Origin of the sequence: Litchfieldia stipae (assembly GCF_014837155.1) — a bacterium.
Taxonomy (GTDB): domain Bacteria; phylum Bacillota; class Bacilli; order Bacillales; family Bacillaceae_L; genus Litchfieldia.
Map to the genome: position 1 here is coordinate 1 of NZ_JACYHA010000008.1, position 17,067 is coordinate 17,067.

16 protein-coding genes are annotated in these 17,067 nt (G+C 36.8%); 6 read left to right on the plus strand and 10 right to left on the minus strand.

Annotated elements, in window-relative coordinates; genetic code table 11:
- The coding region (locus F7888_RS22570; protein ID WP_225228747.1) for a hypothetical protein at nt 1–202 on the plus strand (202 nt) is incomplete at its 5' end.
- Between the two features lie 22 nt (nt 203–224).
- Here F7888_RS22570 and pepF read toward each other — a convergent pair.
- The 3 genes from pepF to F7888_RS11075 form a co-directional block, all read right to left on the minus strand.
- Nucleotides 225–2,033 carry an oligoendopeptidase F gene (gene pepF, locus F7888_RS11065; RefSeq protein WP_191779446.1) on the minus strand — a complete coding sequence of 603 codons (1,809 nt, stop codon included), beginning with the start codon at nt 2,031–2,033 and terminating at the stop codon, nt 225–227.
- A 158-nt stretch (nt 2,034–2,191) separates the two neighbouring features.
- Nucleotides 2,192–3,388, minus strand: a complete 1,197-nt coding sequence (locus tag F7888_RS11070) for a class I SAM-dependent rRNA methyltransferase (RefSeq protein ID WP_191779448.1) — start codon at nt 3,386–3,388, stop codon at nt 2,192–2,194.
- Between the two features lie 49 nt (nt 3,389–3,437).
- Nucleotides 3,438–4,394, minus strand: a complete 957-nt coding sequence (locus tag F7888_RS11075) for a TRM11 family SAM-dependent methyltransferase (protein WP_225228748.1) — start codon at nt 4,392–4,394, stop codon at nt 3,438–3,440.
- Between the two features lie 245 nt (nt 4,395–4,639).
- Between F7888_RS11075 and F7888_RS11080 the strand changes: the two genes are divergently transcribed.
- The gene (locus tag F7888_RS11080) at nt 4,640–5,164 is read left to right on the plus strand and encodes a DoxX family protein (protein WP_191779450.1); all 525 of its coding nucleotides are present in this window, start codon (nt 4,640–4,642) and stop codon (nt 5,162–5,164) included.
- 136 nt (nt 5,165–5,300) lie between these two features.
- A complete protein-coding gene (locus tag F7888_RS11085; RefSeq protein ID WP_191779452.1) occupies nt 5,301–6,086 on the plus strand; it encodes a Cof-type HAD-IIB family hydrolase in 786 nt (261 codons plus the stop codon).
- A gap of 40 nt (nt 6,087–6,126) precedes the next feature.
- Here F7888_RS11085 and F7888_RS11090 read toward each other — a convergent pair whose 3' ends face one another.
- The 4 genes from F7888_RS11090 to F7888_RS11105 form a co-directional block, all read right to left on the minus strand.
- Nucleotides 6,127–7,326, minus strand: a complete 1,200-nt coding sequence (locus tag F7888_RS11090; protein WP_191779454.1) for a hypothetical protein — start codon at nt 7,324–7,326, stop codon at nt 6,127–6,129.
- Nucleotides 7,323–7,790, minus strand: coding sequence for an RNA polymerase sigma factor (locus F7888_RS11095; protein WP_191779456.1), 468 nt, complete (start codon nt 7,788–7,790; stop codon nt 7,323–7,325). The genes F7888_RS11090 and F7888_RS11095 overlap by 4 nt, the downstream gene beginning before the upstream one ends.
- A gap of 116 nt (nt 7,791–7,906) precedes the next feature.
- The gene (locus tag F7888_RS11100; protein WP_191779459.1) at nt 7,907–8,053 is read right to left on the minus strand and encodes a hypothetical protein; all 147 of its coding nucleotides are present in this window, start codon (nt 8,051–8,053) and stop codon (nt 7,907–7,909) included.
- Nucleotides 8,054–8,178: 125 nt separating this feature from the next.
- On the minus strand, nt 8,179–9,741 hold the full coding sequence (locus F7888_RS11105; RefSeq protein WP_191779461.1) for an ATP-binding protein: 1,563 nt from the start codon (nt 9,739–9,741) through the stop codon (nt 8,179–8,181).
- A gap of 295 nt (nt 9,742–10,036) precedes the next feature.
- Between F7888_RS11105 and F7888_RS11110 the strand changes: the two genes are divergently transcribed.
- The 3 genes from F7888_RS11110 (at nt 10,037) to F7888_RS11120 (ending at nt 12,482) form a co-directional block, all read left to right on the plus strand.
- Complete coding sequence (locus F7888_RS11110) at nt 10,037–10,408, plus strand: hypothetical protein (protein WP_191779463.1); 372 nt, start codon at nt 10,037–10,039, stop codon at nt 10,406–10,408.
- Nucleotides 10,409–10,604: 196 nt separating this feature from the next.
- The gene (locus F7888_RS11115; protein ID WP_078550080.1) at nt 10,605–10,805 is read left to right on the plus strand and encodes a cold-shock protein; all 201 of its coding nucleotides are present in this window, start codon (nt 10,605–10,607) and stop codon (nt 10,803–10,805) included.
- A 231-nt stretch (nt 10,806–11,036) separates the two neighbouring features.
- Complete coding sequence (locus tag F7888_RS11120; RefSeq protein WP_191779465.1) at nt 11,037–12,482, plus strand: DEAD/DEAH box helicase; 1,446 nt, start codon at nt 11,037–11,039, stop codon at nt 12,480–12,482.
- Between the two features lie 40 nt (nt 12,483–12,522).
- On the opposite strand, the gene F7888_RS11125 is transcribed toward F7888_RS11120, so the two are convergent.
- The 3 genes from F7888_RS11125 to F7888_RS11135 form a co-directional block, all read right to left on the minus strand.
- On the minus strand, nt 12,523–14,277 hold the full coding sequence (locus F7888_RS11125) for an alpha-glycosidase (protein ID WP_191779467.1): 1,755 nt from the start codon (nt 14,275–14,277) through the stop codon (nt 12,523–12,525).
- A 76-nt stretch (nt 14,278–14,353) separates the two neighbouring features.
- Complete coding sequence (locus F7888_RS11130; RefSeq protein WP_191779470.1) at nt 14,354–15,409, minus strand: LacI family DNA-binding transcriptional regulator; 1,056 nt, start codon at nt 15,407–15,409, stop codon at nt 14,354–14,356.
- Between the two features lie 106 nt (nt 15,410–15,515).
- A complete protein-coding gene (locus F7888_RS11135; protein ID WP_191779472.1) occupies nt 15,516–17,057 on the minus strand; it encodes an alpha-amylase family glycosyl hydrolase in 1,542 nt (513 codons plus the stop codon).
- Nucleotides 17,058–17,067 lie beyond the last annotated feature (10 nt).

Sequence of the window (17,067 nt, forward strand, 5' to 3'; positions counted from 1 at the left end):
GCACCCTAATTGCACTGATGACAATAGCTATTGTCAAGATGCCAGTAAGGGTGCTATTTGCTATAATGTTTTGCGTTTATTTCCTTTAAAATCATTGTACTACCAACGAAATATAGATGCTATTAACTGTGCTAAAATGGATGCTAATCCATATGCTATTTTCAATGTTTCTCCACAAAAACTGAACTACTTATACTTTTGATGAAGGACTTTTTTCTTACAATTTAGAAGCTCTTCTCAAGCTCATCCACTAATGAACCAACATAAGCAACTGCTTTTTGAATCGGTTCAGGAGTTGTCATATCAACATTAGCTAACTTCATTAATTCAAGTGGCTTCAATGTACCTCCAGCTTTTAGAGCAGATAACCAACGCTCGACTGCCGGTTGACCCTCAGCTTGAATCGTTTGAGCAGCAGCTGTTGATGCAGTTAGACCCGCTGAGTACGTATATGGATATAATCCCATATAATAATGTGGCTGACGCATCCACGTTAATCCTGCCCCTTCATCAATCTCAACCGCATCCCCCCAGAAATTAGAGAGCAATTCTATCTTTTGTTCACATAAAAGCTTCGCTGTGATAGGTGTTCCTTTTTCCGCTAAGTCATACACTCGACGTTGAAGCTCCCCCTCAAGGACATGAGTGACAAAATTATGATAGTACGTGCCTAATGATTGAAGAATCACCCATCTTCGCATACGGTCATTATCCGACTTTGCAATAATATGCTGACTTAACAGCATTTCATTCATCGTTGAAGGTGCTTCAATGAAATATCTAGATGGACGAGTGTTAGAAATTCGTTGGTAACGTCCGGCTAAACTGAAATGACCCGCATGCCCTAACTCATGAGCTAATGTGAAGGTATTTCTCATTGAATCGCTCCAAGTCATTAAGATATATGGATGAACCCCATATGGACTTGAACAGAATGCACCAGATTGCTTTCCAACATTGTCAGCTAAATCAACCCAACGATTGCTTAACCCTTGCTCCATAATTTCTAAGTATTCTGGTCCCATTACCTGTAATGATTCAAGGATGAGCTTTGCAGATTCTTCATACGTAATTTCCGGATTGAATTCTGTATCAAGTGGTGCTTTTAAATCACAGTAATACATTTTCTCAAGACAAAGTACACGTTGCTTTAAATTCGCATAGCGACGCATATGTGGTGCTAATTCCTTTTGAATCGTGTCTAGCTGATTATGATACATTTCTTTCGTAACTTGTTGATCATGTAAAAGCATATCTGTAACAGACTCAAACTTACGTAAACGAGATTCAGTCACTTGCTTTTTCACTTCAGTTGCATAAGTTGCCGCATACGTATTTTTATATTTACTCAAGCCATCCACAAACGCATCATAAGCTTTACGACGGAGCTCTGTATTTTCTGAAGCTTCATATGTTGGGAACGAATTGAACGTTAATGGATGCTCCACACCATCATCTGTCAAAAAAGAAGAAAACTGCATATCAGATGTGATGCTTCTTTGATATGTCATATAAGGAGCATTAAGAACTTCACCAAATGCAGCTAATACTTCCTCAGCTTCAGGAGAAAGTCGATATGGCTTGGTTTCAAGTAGGTCATTTAGTGTTTTTGAAAATTCCTCTAGAACGGGTTCTTCTTGTATATAGGCTTCCATTGTTTCATTTGATAACTCAAGAATCTCTGAGCAAATGAAGGATGTACTAGCACCAATCGTTGATAATAGTGAAGCCACGCGTGCTGAATTCGCTTGGTTTGCTGGGTCTGTTCCATCCGCAGATTGGCGCAAAGAAGCGTATGTCATGACACGTGTTACTCTTTCACTAAATTTATCTCTAGCAATCAGACAATCTAGCAATGTCTTTGCACTTTCCCCGATTCGCCCTTTATATTGAGTGACTGTAGAAAGATCATTTGAGATTGCCTCTAATTCACTCTCCCAAGCCGCCTCCGTTTCAAATAAGTCTGATAGATTCCACGTTTGTTCAGTAGGTACCTCCGAACGGATGAATGTTTTTTGCTTTACTTCGTTCATTAGAAATCTCCTTTCTGAATATAAAATAAATTAGAAATATTTCGTCTCTCGAAACTATTATATAACTACTTAGTCGTTCCTGTATAGAAAAAGATAGAGGCTGTCTCCAAAATGCACTTATTACTCCGCTTTTAGGACAGCCTCTACATGAATGATGCTCATGAAATTTTCTTTATAAATACAACCTTAAGATAGTTGCCTTCTTTAAATTCTTTGATCGTCTTAAAATCGCTTGGAAGACTAAATTCTTCTAAAAGTTTATATTTTTGCCCTGTTTGACGAAAGGCTTTTTCAATAAAACTCTTGAACCTGTCCATATCAAAGGTACTACAATTGGAGGAAGCAACGATGATTCCATTCTTCTCAGTAATAGCAATAGCCTTTTCCAGTAAGTCTGGATAGTCTTTTCCGGCACTAAATGTGTTCTTCTTTGATCGAGCAAAACTAGGTGGGTCCAAGATAACCATGTCAAACATCGCTTTTCTTCGAACTGCATATTTAAAATAGTTAAATACATCTTCCACAATGATATCCTGTGATTCGTAATCAATCCCATTCACACTAAATTGCTCAATGGTTTTACTTTTACTGCGATTTGCTAGATCGACACTCGTTGTCTTTGACGCTCCTCCGAGTGCAGCAGCTACTGAGAAAGCACCAGTATAAGAAAATGTATTTAACACTCGTTTTCCTTTGGCATATTTATCTCTAATTGTTTTTCTTACATCTTTTTGATCCAAAAACACGCCAACCATCGCACTTTCATTTAAATAGACCGCGAAGTTGATTCCATTTTCTTTCACAATCAGTGGGAATTCTGCTCTTTCTCCACCGATAAAATCATCATCTTCAATATAAGTCCCTTTTTCAGCAAAGCGTTTCTTTTCATAAATCCCTTTGAAGTCCACTAAGTTTGATAGAGACTGGATAACATGGTCTTTGAAATAATAAATGCCCTCACTATACCAGCTGATTAAATAGTATCCATCAAAGTAATCAATGGTAAATCCGCCTATACCATCTCCTTCTCCGTTGAACACTCTAAAGGCAGTCGTATCATTGTCAGTAAAATATGAATCTCGATACGCAAGTGCTGCTTTAAGCTTCTTTTCAAAGAATGGTTGGTCAATCTCTTCTTTTTGCTCTCTACTTAAAACCCAACCAATTCCTTTGTTTTGCTTCCCATAATATCCTTTTGCTATAAATTGATTCTTCTCATCAACTAAATTTATAATGGTTCCTTCTACTTTCACATCTCCCATATTAACGACGGCCTCTTTCTTAATAAGAGGAGAACCTGCTTTCAAACTCTTGATATGGGCTGGCTTCACTTTTAAGGAAACGATCTTATTCATAATTTCATCCTATCATTTGAGTAATTTTCACTGTTTTCTTGTCTTCCGATTATACACCAACAATAACCTCTCGTGCGAACGTCCCTTTTTTTACGATACAACGATCAACGATTTCAAAGCCTGAGCTTGTAATAAGATGATCGATTGGTTCAATTGTGACAATGACTACCTTTTTTGAAAACTCTCTTGTACTTTGTAGCATTTCTAACTGTTCCTCTTCAGTAATGACCGAGCACAAGTTATAAGGCATATCAATAATAGCGACATCATAATTCCCAGTTGCTTCTCTAACATCCCTCAAGGTGACTTCTCCTGCTAATCCAAAATGTGCAATATTCTCGCGCACTCCAGGTAAAATTAAATGATTAATATCACTACCAACAATGTCAATTCCCATTGATAGAGCTTCCACCAGAACAGTTCCAATTCCACAGCATGGATCAATCGCTTTTATTCCATCTGGGTTAGGAACTGCAATATTGGCAACTGCTCTTGCCACTCGAGTGCTAAGTGCTGTTGAATAATCATTTGGTTTCTTTTGATGCTGTAGCCATATCGCTTCACTTTTATGAAAATCTCCAAACACCCAGCGACCATTTACCTCCATTACAGCAAAGAGACGATCAGGATTAATTAAATCCGGTTCACCATTTATGAGTAAGCCTACTTCACGTTCAATTTTACGACGATTTTTAAACCCTACTTTCTCAGGTTCAAGAGGATCATTATTATTCACATATATGACTTTGAAAGTTAAAGTTGCTAACTGCAGCTCTTTGACTTGTTCTTTGAGATCATTTAGTTGTTCAGCCTCAAAAATAATATCGATTCGGTTTCGTATAAAAGGACTACGACTCGGGTCAATTTTCACTGAGCTTTCTAGGATGCTATTTTGAGTATCTTTCCCAAAAAGAGAGCGCATCTCTAATGCACACAAGTCGATTTCATCCTTGGTGCATGCATAATAATATATATAAGTCACGTGCTCTCTATTCATTTCGTTCATTCAATCCCCTTCTATCACTACATCATTTAAGACTTAGTATACCATGTGGTGCCTGACACCACCCGAACTTTGTCGAAAACCCATAAGTTATGCCTATTAACACTATGGCTGTAATAAAAAGTTCACATCTTTATGAACGAATTGTGAAGTTTCTCACATAACCATTGTGAATATGTTCACAAGGGAGTAAGATACAGACATAGAGATAAATAAAAAAAACAAAAACACGCAAGGAGAGGATCAAGATGATCAACAAATTTATTAGAGAAAATCGTATCGCAGCAGGTATTTTAACAGTGATTAGATTGTACTTAGGATGGAGCTGGATGACAGGTGGTTGGGGCAAGATAACAGCAGGTGGATTTGATGCAAGTGGATTCCTAAATGCAGCTGTAACAAACCCAGTCGCAGACAAAGCAACAGGCGCAGCCCTTTATCCAACTTATAATGCATTTATCGAAGGTGTAGCACTTCCAAATGTAGGAATGATTAACTTCTTAATTCCTTGGGGCGAATTCTTAGTAGGTGTTGGTTTATTATTAGGATGCTTAACAACAGCAGCCATGTTCTTCGGATTATTAATGAACTTTATGTTCATGTTCGCTGGGACTGTCAGCACAAACCCATTAATGATTTTACTAGGGGTAATTATATTAGCAGCTGGTGCAAATGCAGGTAAATTCGGAGCTGACTACTATGTCCTTCCATATTTAAGAACCAAAGTTGCTAAATTTGGGGCAAACAAAAAAGCCCATACGAATGTAGCTTAATAGATAAACTTAGACGATTATGAAATTCATAGTCGTCTTTTTCTTTTGAGATTTGAGCCACTGATTTCAAATATGTTATTCTATTATTTATAAAAACTTCAATTGATTAAATTTAAAAAAGAAAGTTGGAATACTTATGACTGAACGTAGTGTTATTTTCTTTGATATAGACGGAACGTTATTGAACCATGATAAAAAGTTACCTGCTTCTACTAAAGAGGCAATTTCCAAATTAAAGGAGCTTGGCCATGAAGTGGCAATTGCAACTGGAAGAGCTCCATTTATGTTTGCGGACTTAAGGGAAGAATTAGACATCCATACATATGTTAGCTATAACGGTCAGTATGTCGTATTAAATGGTGAGGTATTACACACAAATCCACTAAACATCGATGCACTTGAAAAGTTGACATCAACTGCGTTAGCTAATGAACATCCTGTTGTCTTTATGGATCATGAAGACATGAAAGCGAATGTGCCTGAGCACTCATATATTAAGGAAAGCATTGAGACTTTAAAAATTGATCGATTCCCAACACATGACCCACATTATTACAATGGACGTGATTTGTATCAAACACTCCTCTTCTGCCCAGAAGGAGAAGAAAAGCAATATGAGCAAGAATTCCAAGACTTTGATTTTATAAGATGGCACCCTGTTTCTGTCGATATCCTTCCAAGAGGAGGGTCAAAAGCCAAAGGGATTGAAAAAATCATAGAAAAGCTTGGATTTCCAGAAGATCGCCAATTTGCATTTGGAGATGGGCTAAATGATTTAGAAATGCTCTCAAGTGTGAAGAACAGTGTTGCGATGGGTAATGCTGAAGATATAGTGAAGGCTGCAGCTAAGTTTGTAACGAAATCTGTTGAAGATGATGGGATTTTACATGGCCTGCAAATGGTTGGGTTGTTAGAGCGCTAAATAAATAGAGGGAGCCAGTGATGGCCCCTCTATTTATTTGTTATAAGCATAGTTCTCCAATATTTTTTAATGATGACCCGCCGTCTGTTCTTGTTGCTTCATTGATGCTACCTGTACATACTCGAATTAAATTTTGTAGGCTACCCTTGATTTTTTTATGAGGAACAATGACTTCTCCCAAAATATCGATTGTTGCGATACTTTCTAATAAAACCGTTTCTTCCACATCTTCATCTAACCTCATTTGACCGTTGATGATGAAATTGGTCGGCTGTGTTAACGCCAAAAATTGTTCATTCGACCAGACTTCATCCCCTTCTATCATAATTACTTGTTGATCATAGGCTAACACTTCGGTTTCTAATAAACTAGAAACTTCAAAGATAAGATCTTCAAGCTGCTCCTGACATATAATGACAGATGTTGAATGGATTGAAGCAATCGTTGTACTTAGCAATTCTCTCGTGACATCTTTTTCAATCATGATTGGTTTCTTTGTATATAGTTTTTTATTTTTGAAACGACGAATAGATCTTGCATTTAATCGGATTGATTTATTTAATACCACGTACCCATTTGGAATAATTTCCAGCTTACAAGCTGTCAATGATGTGATTTTTTTGTGTAAGGAAGCTTCTTGATGTTGATAAAGTGAGATCTTACCGTTTACTTCTAATTTCGTTATTTTGACTTCAAACAACTCTAAATCTAAGCTGTCTTCAACTTTTAAAAGGCCATTGACAACTAACCATTGAGGCTCATTTAAAGAGAAAAGAAATGAATTAGTTAGTGTAAAGGCACCATTCTCATATCGTGGAAGAGAATTCTCATAAGTAATGATATTTCCTAAGCAGTTTTTAATAACAATATTTACTGCACCAGAGAGATGTGCAGGAACAAAAACATTTCCACTGATGATAAGTTGGAGTTCTTTATTTAGTGCTGTACCTTGAAGGTTTTTCTCAAAGGTAACATCCCCACTTATAAATAGAAAAGTTGGTTCAGAAATTGACTCTAGATATGAGTGGTCAATCGTTATATTACTGTTTAATAGAGAGTAACCTTCTGGGATTTCAGCGCTTCCTCCGATATTACCGATATTTAATTGGGATAGTAACGGAGCTGTATCTTTACTGTATAGAACCATTCCAACATTCCCAATACTTTCGATTCCTTTAATGCTTTCAGGTGTTGCATTGACAATATTCAATAATCCTACATTTCCAATTCGTTGACTCATTCGTTCTCCTCCTCAAGTACTTTTCTTAATTTCTTTATCCCTAGATGAAGCTTATATCGAATCGTAGAAGCTGGTACCCCAAGCTGAGACCCGATTTCTTGACTAGATAGGCCTAACCAATAACGTTTGAAGATAAGATCACTTAATTCATCTGATACATGAGATAATAGTTCAGCTATCTCAAGATGATTTGTAGCAAATCCCTGTACCGGGAAATCTAAGTCGTCCTCCCACTCCAACAGGCGTTTTTCTTTTCTTCTGTCATCGATGAGTCGGTTCTTCATTACCCGATAAAACCACGCACGCTGCTTATACACAGGTAAGTCTAAAAGCTGTTCCTCCTTTAACGACTTCACCAAGGCATCCTGGACTAGATCATTTGCTTCTTGTTCATGTCTTGCGATTGAACCCGCAAATCGATGAAGATCGTCTTTTAACCTCGTATATAGTTCACTCACTTCCATGGGACCAACTCACTTTTTTCTGATAGTAACTCATTTGTTTTATATTACATTTAGATAACGATTCAACGTGACAAACTGTTGGATTTTTTTGAAAAGAATTTTAGTCATCTATTTTTCTAGCCTAAGAATAGCATGAACAGTAGCCAATGTGTCTTGTGTTTCCCTTGTTTATTTAAGCTTTGACGAGCAGCCTGATATTGCTTAGATTCCTCAAGCAGATGGGAAATATGTTGTCTTGCCCAACTCTCATTTACTGGATTCATTTGACATCCCCCATTCTTATTAAATTGGTTTCAATTAGATAACGAAACAGAAGGGGAATCTGTTGGAGAGAAAAAAATAAGAGATGGCTAAATACCATCTCTTGATTTTGAATGACTACTATTATTTAATATGAGTTCTCATGATTAAAAACCACATCATTCAAAGCAACTTGTAGGGTACCCTTAAATTCTGCGTGATTTAGAAGCCCAACATCTGATGTAATTATTCCTTTTACAATTTCAGCCCTTAATCCTGTTATGATTGTTCGACAACCCATCATTGAGATTCCTTTAATGATTCCAAGTAAATTTTGAGTCGTCTCATGTGTCATTGGAGTAATACCTGACAGATCAAGTATTAATGTTTGTATATGTTGACTTTCTATTTCATCAAAGACTTTGTCTTTAATGGTATTGAGTCTCATCGTATCAAGCATACCTATAACTGGTAGGATACAGATATGCTTATTGATTGGAATAATCGGTACTGATAAATTTTCAACAAGCTTTCGCTGATTTTCTAGTAATTCATCCTTGAACTTTGAATAACTAATAAAAAAGTGTGATAGAAAGAGATCAATCAGTTCATTGATTTTTTTCTCTAACGCAAAGAATTCAGTTCGGTTTGGTTGTGCTTCACGTAAATCTTCATAGTTATATAAGAAATCCCATAGGGTTCGTCGAATAGCTTGGACCCATTCAAGCTTAAATGCAACGGTTAAGGAATACTTTGCCCATGCAACACCTTCCCGCTTTGCGAATGATATTAATTCATGTTCCCTTTCTTCCACAACATACAACACTAACTTATGTGCATTATTTACAAGATTAATATTCCCAATTTTATGTATTTCTTCAATTTTCCCCTTCACATTTATCGCTTCTGAAAGCAAACGTTCCTCAAATCCGTTGCGATTTTCGATAAAGAACTCTTTAATCGTTAAATTCTCTATATAATTCAAATTCAACTTTCGCACCCCTCGTTTATTAGATATTTTCTGTTCGGGAATATGGATTCTAAACGTCGTCCCTTCATTTGACTTACTCTCAACATTAATTTTCCCTCCATGCTGGTAAATAACTGAAAAGACTTGCGTTAATCCCATACCAGTCCCCTGATCCTTCGTACTTAAGAATGGGGTTCCTAGTAAACTTAACTTATCCTCTGGGATTCCAATTCCAGAATCTGTGATTGTGACAATCACTTCTTCATTTCTTGAAATAAGAGAAATTGAGATTGTCCCTTCTCCTTCAATTGATTCAAACGCATTTTTTATCAGGTTAAAGAACGCCTTTTTATACTGATTTTTCTTCCCAACAATCAAAGCGTTAGGCGATTTAAATTCTGTTTGAACGGTAATATCATACATCTTGTCTTGAAAAAGATTTAAGATTGATTCTAGTTCAACGGTTAAATTAAAAGTCTGGTAATCTTCATCTTCTAAATCTGGCTTAGATACTTGAAGAAGATTATTTAAAGTAATAAGGGCATTATCTAGTTCTGTTTGAGCAATATCTATGTAACGGTTATTTTCTTCCTGTTGAAGCAACTGCAAAAATCCTTTTACTGCTGTTAATGGGTTCCTTACTTCATGAGCAATACCTGCAGCAATTTGCCCAACTGATGCTAGTTGGCTAAGATGGCTTTCGCTTCCATTGTCTGTCTTTTTTCCATCAATGTTCTCCATTCAAAGCACTGCTCCTTTAGTGAAAATAGTACAACCATTCACATTGTATTTTATTTCCACTATCACGTAAACAAAATTGACTAAAATTCATCTCGTTCGACAAAATCTATCAGGAATACAGGCTAAACTGATGATCTATACCATTTTTTTATGAAAATATAAATGCTAGTTCGAATATTAATTGGTATAAACTGGCACTAAAGGGTATACTTATTGATAGAGGAAATTTCCTGGTCTTCGAGTCCTCAGTTCTCATTAGTAGAAGGCTGGACCAAAGGAAGGAATGACCAAATTTATGACAATAAGTACAGTATACCAAGCACAAGCAGGAGATGGGGTTAGGAAAAAGCGTCTGAAAAGACCGAACTCTTTTTTTAATACTCCTGAAGAAGCTGTTTCAGAAGCACTTGCTCTGAAGGAAAAGATGGATACCACTTACAAAAACGAAATTGAATGGGATTACAAATGGAAGATGACAGGTTCCTCTGAAAAAATGAAAATATTGAAGGGCTACCTAGGTGGGGATAGAGAATCAATCGCCTTTTACCTGCAAATCATCTCTGTAGAGTTTCAAGAGGAATATGCCGTTGTCAAACCGATTAAACCTAAAAAGGTAACAGCAAAGGATAAAAAAGTCATTACGAAGGTTACTAAGCTCTATGCTTAACTTAGCATAAACATGAGGGCAAGATGTATTGGTTTAGATACTTATTTGCTTTTCCGAAGATAATCTGTTACTCTTAAGAAGCATTATTGTTCGGTATGTAGGGATTGAATAAGTATTTGAACTTTTCGCCTTTGATAACTAATTGAGCAATTTTAGTAATAAACCGTGGATATGGTCCACACAGGAGGAAACACACATGCAACAAGGTACAGTAAAATGGTTTAACGCAGAAAAAGGTTTCGGTTTCATCGAAGTTGAAGGTGGAGAAGACGTATTCGTACATTTCTCAGCTATCCAAGGCGAAGGATTTAAATCTTTAGACGAAGGCCAAAAAGTAACGTTTGACACTGAACAAGGTCAACGTGGACTTCAAGCTACAAACGTAAACAAAGCATAATTAATGAAAAGGACTCTAATCATGGTTAGAGTCCTTTTTGTTTTGCAAAAAATAAAAAAGGGGCTGTCTCATAAGTGCTTGGCACTTAACAATAGACAGCCTCCTCTAGGCAAAATGTCATAGGTAATAAAATGGTAGATAAAGCATAACACATTATTAGTCATATTCCTAAATATTTTTGAAAAAATTGTCGAATCCTATTAAAAAGTCTAATTTTAAAAAGAGGTCTATATGAATAAACATACGTTTGAAGATTATCAATTAAGTGATGAAATCAAAAGAGCATTAAATGTATTGAAATATGATACCCCAACAGAGGTACAGCAGGAAGTGATTCCAAGAGTGTTGGATAACCAAGACCTAGTTGTAAAATCGCAAACAGGCAGTGGGAAGACAGCGTCATTTGGAATTCCTATTTGTGAAATGGTGATTTGGGAAGAACGACATCCACAAGTACTAATCCTTACACCTACTCGTGAGCTTGCCGCTCAGGTACGAGATGATTTAACCAATATTGGGAGGTTTAAGCGAATCAAAGCATTAGCTGTTTATGGAAAGGAACCATTCTCAAAACAACGAGAAGAGTTGAAGCAAAAAACGCATATCGTTGTTGGTACTCCAGGACGAGTCATGGATCATATTGAAAGAGGCACACTAGTTTTAGACAATATTAACTATCTTATTATTGATGAAGCTGATGAAATGCTAAATATGGGCTTCATTGACACGGTCGAATCCATTATTCAAGAACTATCACCAAATCGAACGACTATGGTCTTTTCAGCTACCTTACCAAAGGACGTAGAGGTCCTCTGTCATAAATATATGAACACCCCTATTCATATTGAAATTGCTGCTACTGGGATTACCACTGACACCATTGAACACCAGCTAATTAAGGTGAAGCAGGAAGATAAGCTTACTTTACTTAAGGATGTAACCGTTGTTGAAAATCCAGATAGTTGCATTATTTTTTGCCGAACAAAGGAGCATGTTGACCAAGTTTATACTGAGTTGGACAACGCTGATTATTCTTGTGAACGACTACACGGTGGGATGGAGCAAGTAGATCGATTCGCCGTGATGGAAGGATTCAAAATGGGGAATTTCCGTTATCTTGTTGCTACAGATGTGGCTGCTAGAGGAATTGATGTTGATAATGTGACTCTTGTTATTAATTTTGATGTTCCAATGGAAAAAGAAAGCTATGTCCATCGTACTGGACGAACAGGTCGAGCTGGGAATCAAGGAAAAGCGATTACGTTCGAAACTCCTAATGAAGAAAAATACCGCCGTGCTATCGAAAGATATATTGGTTTTGAGATTCCAACAATGGAAGCTCCTAAACAGTATGAAGTAGAAAGAGGAAAAGCTGCTTTTGAAGAAAAAATCAGCGGTCGCCGTGTCGTTAGAAATAATAAAACAGCACGAATTAATAAAGATATTTTAAAACTCCATTTTAATGGTGGAAAAAACAAAAAGATCAGAGCCGTTGATTTTGTTGGAACCATCGCAAAAATCCCTGGCGTCACAGCTGATGATATCGGAATCATCACAATTAAAGACAGTCTTTCCTATGTCGATATCCTTAATGGAAAAGGGGCACTCGTCCTACAAGCAATGGAAAATACAACAATCAAAGGAAAGAAGCTTAAAGTAAGTCCTGCGATTAAATAATAAAAAATAGGCACATTCACTCATGTGCCTATCCTACTATTTACAATTTCACTTGAATAATGGAAAAACCATATGGAGCTAATTCAAGATTTGAATTTTCCTTAAGCTGTGTATCGTTCCATAAGTCCACTGGATTTTTCCCAGTGAAGTCATATGGAATATTCACAGTGATATCTTCAGCTGAGTTATTTATTGCAATGAAAATCTCTTCATCCTTAGACCGCTTAGAATAGATAATATGATTTGTCTCACGATTCGTTTCTAGCATTTTAAATTCCCCATGATTACCAAATGCAGGATACTCTTTTCGTAATGAGATCACTTTCTTCACAAACTGTAACAAGTCCTTATCTTGGTCCGCTTCATCCCACACCATACACTTACGACAACCAGGATCATTCTCCCCATTTATCCCCACTTCATCTCCATAATAAATACAAGGTGAACCAATAAAGGAAAGTTGGAATAAAAATAAGAGTCTTAGCTTTTCCTTGCTGTCTTTACTAATTGTTAATACTCTTGCTGTGTCATGACTTCCTAGCAGGTTAAATGCTGCTTCATTTACACCTTTAGGGTATGAGGTTAATACTTGCGTTAGTGCCTGAGAAAATTGTTCTGCATGAATCTCATCCTTAGCAATATAACCTAAAGTTGCTTCTGTGAATGGATAATTCATGACCGCATCAAATTGATCACCTTGAAGCCATGGCATTGAGTCATGCCAAATTTCACCAAGAATATATACATCAGACTTCACAGATTTAACCGCAGTTCTAAATTCTCGCCAAAATTGATGATCCACTTCGTTCGCTACATCTAGTCTCCAACCATCAATATCGAACTCTTCAATCCAGTAGCGTCCAACATTCAGAAGATACTCCTTGACCTCTGGATTCTCAGTATTCAATTTCGGCATCATATGTGTAAAGGCAAACGTATCATAATTTGGTTCTGGTAAGCCTACGACTGGATACTCTCTTAAATGGAACCAATCCTTGTATTTGGATTCCTCCTGATTTTCCAGAACATCCTGAAACGCATCAAAGTAGAAACCACTATGATTAAACACAGCATCCAACATCACACGAATTCCCTTTTCATGACAAAGGTCTACTAATTTCTTAAATGTCTCTTTATCCCCGAATTGTGGATCAATTTCCAAATAATTTATCGTATCATATTTATGATTTGAAGGCGCTTTAAAGATCGGTGTGAAATAAATACCTGTAATCCCAAGCTCAACAAGATAGTCAATATGATTGATGATTCCTTCAAAATCTCCACCAAAGAAGCTATCTGGCTTTGGATCCTCACTTCCCCATGGCAATGTACCTTCAGGGTCTAATTCTGAATTCCCATTAGCAAATCTCTCAGGGAAAATCTGATACCACACTGTATCCTTTACCCACTCAGGCGATTTAAAAACATCTGCTTCATTTAAGAATGGGAAGCAAAAGTAGAAGCTAGAATTTTTAGGGTCTTTCTCTATAAAGCCTCGTTCTCCATAAACGATTGACTCATTTCCATCATATAATTCAAACCCATATCGTAATCTACGAAACTCTGGCTTTACTTCTACAAACCAATAATCAAATAACTCATCTGATCCTTCTAATGTCATTGGTTTCGTTGAATTAACCCAGCCTTCCTTCGTCCATTGATAGGGATCTCCAGAAATCAGATACACCTTCGTAAGATCACCTTTTTTCGTACGAAGACGAATATGAAGTGTTTCCTTGTCATATGCATAGGCATAATTATTTTTTGGTCTGTGATAAATAGCTTCTTTTAACATTGAAAAGACTCCTTTCAGATTAGGAAATTAGTAAGTATGATTAAACGTTTTATCAATCAACACGAGCAACTAATTCTCAATTCAAATTAGTGCTCGTGCTTTGATTAGTTACAACCGCAGTGCTTTGTCTCACTTTTAAGCTCACTGGTAGAATGATATTTCGATTTTGAGGATGCCCATTGTTTTCAATTTGATCTATGACTAGCTTTACCGCCGCTTGTCCTCTACCATAAATATCTTGACGCACAGTAGTCAAGCCAGGTGTGACATATTCTGAAAAGTAGAGGTCATCAAAGCCCATCACAGAAAAATCATCAGGGACTGAAATATTTAAATCATAAAAACCTTTGATCAACCCCATGGCTGCCAAATCTGAAAAAGCAAATACTGCCGTGACTTGACCTCGATATTGCATAATTTGCTGCGCAGAATGATATCCTTCCTCTAATGAGAAATTATTTGGGATAATGAAATCAGGATTATATTCTATCCCTGCTTCCTCTAACGCTTTGCGATAACCTGCTAATCGATAATGTCCAATAGAATTATAATTAACAGATTCACCAACCTGTCCTGAAATAACCATAATCGATCGGTGCCCCTGGCTAATTAAGTACTTTGTCCCCAAATATCCTCCCATTTCATCATTTAACCCGACCTGATACAAATCCGGGTCAGATAAATAACTATCCATGTAGACAGTTGGTAGATGCAATCTCCTAATATCTTCTAATAAATCCGGGTTATCGTTAGCACCAAATACAATTAATCCGGTAATTTGTTTTTCTAATAAGAAGGATAGATCTGGCTCATCCTTTACACCTGTGACGATAACATGGAACCTTCGATCTCTTGCACCGCTCTCAACACCTGCAATTAATTGCGAGAAGAACGGATTCATCGCAATCTCACCTCTAGGTGCAAAAGGGACAACTAAAGCGATTAATGGATTCATTTTATCCTTCAAGCTTCTTGCAGCTACATTTGGCATATAATTGGACTCTTTGATGATTTTCTCAATTTTTTTACGTGTCTCTTCAGAATAACGCCCTTTTCCATTAATCACATTTGACACTGTTCCAATTGAAACATTGGCCATCCTCGCTATATCTTTGATCGTAGGTCTCTCCATCTTCAGCCAATCCTCTCACTTAAATCTGTCTATTATAGAAAATTCTCTTACTCCATTTTATCATGTAAAGTGAAGAAGCTATAAGATTACCTACTCTTTTTTACAGTTATTTTTTTAATAGAATCAGTGTTGAATATGGTGGTAAGTCGATTGATTCAGTTACTTTTGATTGATCAAAAGAAGCAAAATAAACTTGATTAAATTCTTTATCTGCATCATCTAATGCAATCGTAATAGCTTTCTTCGAAACATTGTGAAGAACGAGAACTTCTTCCTTGTCCGTTTGACGCTTAAAGGTCACTAGTCCATTTTCACGATATGATGTTGACTTCAATGCTCCCTCAATTAATGCTAAATTCCCTCGTCTAGCGTTAATTAAATCTCTATAATGAGTATACATGGAGTTCTCATCATCTAGTTGTGCTTCTAAAGATTTCACTTCTTTATCTTGATTATGCTTAGATGTAATCCATGACGTTTGTTCTTTTGCAGCTTCTCCAGAATTCCAAATAAATGGCTCTCTAATATATTCATCAGGTTTAGATCCTTCTAGCCCTGTCTCTTCTCCATAATAAATATATGGATTACCAGGTAAAGTTAGTAAAAGAGAAGCAGCCATTTTCGCTTTATTATGATCACCTTGCACCTCAGTCATCACTCGGTTCATATCATGATTTGTTATAAACGTAGAATCAATATAATCCTTATTCACTTGCTCAAAAAAGCCTATGGTTCTAGTTAAATTCGATACAATTCCAGCATCACTTTCTTGTTTGACAGTGCTTAGTATTTTTTCTGATAAGTCAAAGTTGAATCCCGAATGAAGTCCTTCTAAATATGGACCAACGACCGAAGCACTATCCCAAACCTCACCGACCATCATCACGTCTGGATTAATCGCTTCCATTTCGCTTTTGAACTCTTTCCAAAAAGCGACATTTCGATCATGATGATCACTGTATTGATAACTGCTATATAAGTACTTTGCAGCATCTAAGCGGAAACCATCCACACCAATTTCTTTTAACCAAAACGTTCCTGCATCAATGATTTCCTGACGTAGCTTTGGTGAATCAAAATTCAAATCTGGCATCCCATCCCAGAAAACACCTTCATAGATGTTATTTCCACTCCCATACCATACGGTTTGAGCCCAATCACCTGTTTGATTTGTATTTGTCTCTTCATCTGCCCAAACATAGTAATCTCGATATTCTTCATCCCCAGTTAATGCCTTTTGAAACCAAGGATGGTCCTTAGAAGAATGATTTATGACAAAATCCATGACAATCTTGATGCCTTTTTTGTTTGCCTCTTCTACTAAACGCTTCATGTCATCAATCGTACCGTACTCTTCATCTACTCCGAGGTAATCAGTGACATCATATCCATGATAGCTTGGTGAAGGATTGATTGGCATTAACCAGATTCCTTCAATCCCGAGATCTTCTAAGTAATCTAATTTGTCGATAATTCCGTTGATATCTCCAATTCCATCACCATCACTGTCGGCAAAAGCCCTTACAAATATTTCATAATAGACACCATGTGGCTCGGAACTTAGGCGTTCATATTCTGTTGTTGTTGAATTTGAACAACCTGTTAGGAGGACACTTGCTAAAACTAACCCTTGTATCCATTTTTTCATTGTAATTCCC